5 protein-coding genes are annotated in these 5,127 nt (G+C 61.3%); 3 read left to right on the forward strand and 2 right to left on the reverse strand.

Features of this window, described 5'->3' with window-relative positions; all coding sequences use genetic code 11:
• Positions 1–125 precede the first annotated feature (125 nt).
• Positions 126–989, reverse strand: coding sequence for a universal stress protein (locus tag NUV89_RS27365; RefSeq protein ID WP_257783769.1), 864 nt, complete (start codon positions 987–989; stop codon positions 126–128).
• A gap of 152 nt (positions 990–1,141) precedes the next feature.
• Between NUV89_RS27365 and NUV89_RS27370 the strand changes: the two genes are divergently transcribed.
• Positions 1,142–1,744 carry a tRNA-(ms[2]io[6]A)-hydroxylase gene (locus tag NUV89_RS27370; RefSeq protein WP_257783770.1) on the forward strand — a complete coding sequence of 201 codons (603 nt, stop codon included), beginning with the start codon at positions 1,142–1,144 and terminating at the stop codon, positions 1,742–1,744.
• Here the strand turns inward: NUV89_RS27370 and NUV89_RS27375 are convergent.
• Positions 1,700–2,899: an MFS transporter gene (locus NUV89_RS27375; RefSeq protein WP_257783771.1), complete on the reverse strand. Its 1,200-nt coding sequence runs from the start codon at positions 2,897–2,899 to the stop codon at positions 1,700–1,702. The two genes, NUV89_RS27370 and NUV89_RS27375, sit on opposite strands and share 45 nt — an antisense overlap.
• Before the next feature lie 156 nt (positions 2,900–3,055).
• Here NUV89_RS27375 and NUV89_RS27380 point away from each other — a divergent pair, with 156 nt between their 5' ends.
• Together NUV89_RS27380 and NUV89_RS27385 are read left to right on the forward strand one after the other, a co-directional pair.
• Positions 3,056–3,763: a winged helix-turn-helix domain-containing protein gene (locus NUV89_RS27380; RefSeq protein WP_017736106.1), complete on the forward strand. Its 708-nt coding sequence runs from the start codon at positions 3,056–3,058 to the stop codon at positions 3,761–3,763.
• Positions 3,764–5,041, forward strand: coding sequence for an ATP-binding protein (locus tag NUV89_RS27385; protein WP_257783772.1), 1,278 nt, complete (start codon positions 3,764–3,766; stop codon positions 5,039–5,041).
• Positions 5,042–5,127 lie beyond the last annotated feature (86 nt).

Genomic DNA, 5,127 nt, shown 5'->3' on the forward strand with positions numbered 1-5,127 from the left:
GGGTCAGGCAACATTTTTGGTACTGGCAGACCGCATTCGCGAGCAAGCCCGCTCCCACACAAGCCCATTCCCACACAAGCCCATTCCCACACAAGCCCGCTCCCACATTTTGATCCTCGTCGCCCTTAGGACTTAGCCGCCAGCTCTTCCAGGTGATCCATCAGGCTCGCCGGCTTGAGCACCAACACGTCACTTTCCAGCTTGTCGAGCACGACCTCCGCCGTATTGCCGATCAACGCGCCAGAAATGCCGGTACGCGCGACGGTGCCAATGATGGTGACGGCGGCGCTGTACTTGTGCGCTGCAAAGGGAATCAGCACGTCGGCGGGGCCTTCCTCGATGTGCAGCCTTGAGTCGTCGATATCAAACTCGGCCTGGAAGGCCCGGCACTGTTCCCGATAGCGCGCCTCGATGGTTTCCTTGAGCTGGAACGTCGGGTCCGCCGCCGACAGCATCGGCGAGGGATGGGCGCTGATGACATGCAGCTGGGCCTTGGCCAGGCTGGCGATGTCGAAGCCATGGCCGACGATTTCCGCATGCAGTTCACGGTGTTCTGCGTCGGTATTGCCCACATCGATGGCCGCCAGGATCACGCCGCCCGCCCACGGCGTCGATGTCTTCACCAGCAGCACCGCCGTCGGGCAATAGCGCAGCAACTTCCAGTCCGCCGGCGTCAGCAACGCCTTTTTCAGCGGGCTGTCGGGAAAGTGTTGCTTGATTACCAGCCCACAGCCTTCGGCCTGCTGCACATCGATGATGGTTTCATGCAGGCTGTCATTCCATGCCTGTTCGGTGGTGACGCTGTAGCCGTCCTCCTGCAAGCCGGCCTTGAGCAGGCTCAACAGCGCCGAATGCTCATGCTTCTTGTCGCACACCAGCAAATGCAGGTGCGCGCCGGTCACCCCCGCAATCAGCTTGGCGCGCTTGAGGGCCAGGCTCTCCGAATGCTCGGGCTCGATGACCACCAGGATGCTGCGGATGGCTTGCATGTTCGGGTTCTCCATGAAAAGGGGGGGCATGGAACAACTATAGTTGCTGCCCGGCGCACGTCATGTTGATACACATCAAGGCCGGTGGCTGGTGGTCTGCGGCGTGGTCGGTATAATCGGCGCCCTTTTGTGATCCTTTGCCCGTGAGCCCGATGAACCTGCCCGAAATCCACGAATTCCTCGGTTGCCGCACCCCCGACGCCTGGGTCCAGGCGGCCTTGGCCGATCAGGAAACCCTGCTGATCGACCACAAGAACTGCGAATTCAAAGCCGCCAGCACCGCCTTGAGCCTGATCGCCAAGTACTACAGCCATGTCGACCTCATCAACATGATGTCGCGCCTGGCCCGGGAAGAACTGGTGCACCACGAACAAGTCATGCGCCTGATGAAGAAGCGCAAGGTCGAACTGCGCCAACTGAATGCCGGGCGCTACGCCTCGGGTTTGCGCAAAGTCGTGCGCACCCACGAGCCGGTCAAGCTGGTGGATACACTGGTGGTCGGCGCCTTTATCGAAGCGCGCAGTTGCGAGCGTTTCGAAGCGCTGGTGCCGCATTTGGACGAAGAACTCGGCAAGTTCTACTTCGGCCTGCTGAAAAGCGAGGCGCGCCACTTCCAGGGCTACCTCAAGTTGGCCTACCAATACGGCGACGCCAAAGACGTGCCCCTGGTGATCGAGCGAGTGCGGGCAGCCGAGCAGGAATTGATCGAGTCACCCGACGTCGAGTTCCGCTTTCACAGTGGCGTGCCAGCCTGAGGCGACGGCCACGCCGATCAATGCGGTGATGCCCGCCAGCAGCAGGATCACCGCTTGCACGCCCAAGGGCGCCGCCAACACCGCAATCGTCAGGCCCGCCAGCGGTTGCGGCAGGTTGTTGAGCAAGGTAATCACGCCCACGGTCTTGCCGAAGTCCTGCACCGGAATCACCTTTTGCCGCACGCTGCGCATGTACACGCTGTACATCTTGTCGAAGCCAATCACCAGCAGAAAGCCCAGGGAATACAGCCATAGAGTGGGGCTGATCGCCGTAATCAGTGCGCCCAGGGCAATCATGGCGTAGGAAAGTCCACCGAGCAGCCTCAGCGGCAAGGTGGCGCGCGCCAGGTAGAACAGAATCACGATGGTCACCAGTGCGCCGGCCGCTTGCAGCAAGGCGTAGGCGTCTTTGCCGGCGGCGTACAGGCCAGTGACCATTGCGGCGGATGTGGCCAGCGTGACGCCGATGACCAAGTTGACCCCCATCGTCAACGCAATCAGGCGTTTCAGCCCGCTCAGGGTATGGATATGCCCAAAGGCAATCCGCAGCGGCTGCAGCCAGATATCCCGATGCTGCTCGAAAACGGTTGGGACGACTGTGCTGGAACGCTGCCACACGCGCATCGCCACGTCCGCCAGCACAAACAGCCCGGCAATCCCCAGCACCACCCAATGCCACGGCCAGACTTCCAGCATCAGCGCCGCCACCAGGGGGCCGAGTACCAGGCCGCTTTGGTCGGCGATCTGTGAGTAGGATAGGGTCTTGGCATAGCTGTACTGCTGGAAGATATGCGGCATCAGCACTTCCCGGGCCATGATGCCCTGGGTGGTCAACACCCCGCACACGGCCGACAGCAGCACGATCCAGTAGATGCCGTCGAACAGGCCATACAGCGCCACGGCTAGCACGCAGGCCAGCGCCCGATAGACCTGGCTGATATGCAGGATGCGCACGGGCGGGTACTTGTCGCACAACGCCCCGCACAGCGGAAACGCAAGAAAACGCGGCAGCGATTCGACGAAAAACGCCAGCCCGGCCCAGGAAGCACTGCCGGTGGTCTGGAAGACGATCAACGGCACGATAAACAGCAGGATCTGATCCGCCAGCCGTGACAGGAACAGCGAGACAAAAAACGCCAGGTAATCCTTGCGCATACAACTCCCTGTGAATGGCGTTAAAGATTGCAGGCTATTTGTTAAAAAGTCTTAAAAGCATGAAGCTTCGTCGGGCCGTGCTGGCCAGTTGCTTAAGTTGCCCAGCTTGCCACCTATAATGCCTGCACTTCAATCTGCGTCGCACACTGAGAACTTATGGAAAACCTGGGTCTGGGCAAGGTATTGCTCGTTGAAGACGACGAGAAACTGGCAGGGCTGATCGCACACTTTCTGTCGCAGCATGGCTTTGACGTGCGCGTGGTGCACCGGGGCGATGAAGCCTTGGCGGCGTTCCTGGATTTCAAGCCGAAGATTGTCGTGCTCGACCTGATGTTGCCGGGGCAGAGCGGCCTGCATGTGTGCCGCGGCATCCGCAACGTCTCTGACACACCCATCGTCATCCTTACGGCCAAGGAGGACGACCTGGACCACATCCTGGGCCTGGAGTCCGGTGCCGACGACTATGTAATCAAGCCGATCAAGCCGCCGGTACTGCTCGCACGATTGCGCGCCTTGCAGCGGCGCCAGGTGCCTGAACCCACGGTGCGCGGCTCCCTGGCGTTCGGCCGGTTGGCGATTGATCGCACGTGCCGGGTGGTCAGCCTGGGCGAGGAGAAGATCGACCTCACCACCATGGAGTTCGAATTGCTGTGGTTGCTGGCCAGCCACTCGGGCACGATCCTGTCCCGCGATGACATCCTCAACCGCATGCGCGGCATCGCGTTTGACGGCCTCAATCGCAGTGTTGATGTGTACATCAGCAAGCTGCGCGGCAAGCTGAACGACAACCCCCGTGAGCCGGTGTGCATCAAGACCATCTGGGGCAAGGGTTACCTGTTCAATCCGTTCGCGTGGGAGGTCTAGATGCTGCGGCTGTTTCTGCGCCTGTATGTGATCCTCGCGCTGGGTCTGGCGGGGGCCATCTGGCTGGTCAACTACACCTTTGACGAGTTGCTGCCCGAAGCCAATGAAACCTATAACCGCGAAGCCATGCGCGGCCCGGCCTATGGTTTGGTCGAGCAATTGCGCCCGGTGCCAGAAGCGGGCCGGGCGGCGCGCCTGGCCGAATTGCAAAGCCACTACGGGCTGCATCTTAAATTGGTGGCGCGTGATGAGCTGAAGCTCAGCTCACGGGAACAGCAATTGCTGGCGGCCGGGCAATTGGTGGTGCGTGGCGACTTTATGGAGTTCATCGCCAACATCGACGGCGGCTCCCAACTGCTGGAAATCAAACTGCCGGAAGAACCCAAGTGGTTGTACTTGTGGGCCTATGGGTTCCTCGGCCTGTGCCTGGCCATCGTCCTGTATTTCTGGGTGCGCCCGCACTGGCGGGACCTGGAGCATATTCGCCTGGCCGCACAGCGTTTTGGCGACAACGACCTTGGCTCGCGCATCCTTCTGCCGCGCCGCTCCACCGTGCGTGAGCTGGCCGGGCACTTCAACCAGATGGCCGAACGTATCGAGAGCCTGATCGCCAACCAGCGCGAACTGACCAACGCGGTCTCCCATGAGTTGCGCACACCGATTGCACGCCTGTCGTTCGAACTCGACCAGCTCAAGCAGCAGGCCGATCCGGTCCTGCGAGGCGCGTTGATAACCGACATGTACGCCGACCTGGGTGAACTGGAAGAAATGGTCTCCGAGCTGCTCACCTACGCCAGCCTCGAGCGCGGCGCGACCCAGGTCACCCGGGAAAGCATCGAGGCCCACAGCTGGCTCGACAGCGTGATCGGCAGCGTTGCGCTGGAGGCCGAGGCGGCGGGTGTGCAGTTGTCGTTGCGCACCTGTGAAGTGGACTTTATCCAGATCGAACCACGCTTCATGGCGCGGGCGGTAATCAATCTGCTGCGCAACGCCATCCGTTACGCCGAGCGGCGTGTGGAAGTGTCGCTGGTCAAGTTCGGCAATGGTTATGAAGTGCGGGTGTGCGATGACGGCCCGGGCGTGCCCGAAGAGGGGCGGGCGAAGATCTTCCAGCCGTTCATGCGCCTGGATGCCAGCCGCGACCGCCGCACCGGTGGCTTTGGCCTGGGGTTGGCGCTGGTGCAGCGGGTATCGCAGTGGCATGGCGGGCAAGTGGAGGTGCTGGATTCGGAGTGGGGCGGTGCGTCGTTTCGGATGACGTGGGCGTATGCCGAGTAACATCCTTGAGTAGTGTGAAGATCAAATGTGGGAGCGGGCTTGCTCGCGAAAGCGCAGTGTCAGCCAATGCATCAGGCGACTGAACC

The sequence above is a fragment of the Pseudomonas sp. 18.1.10 genome, assembly GCF_024655625.1.
Lineage (GTDB): Bacteria > Pseudomonadota > Gammaproteobacteria > Pseudomonadales > Pseudomonadaceae > Aquipseudomonas.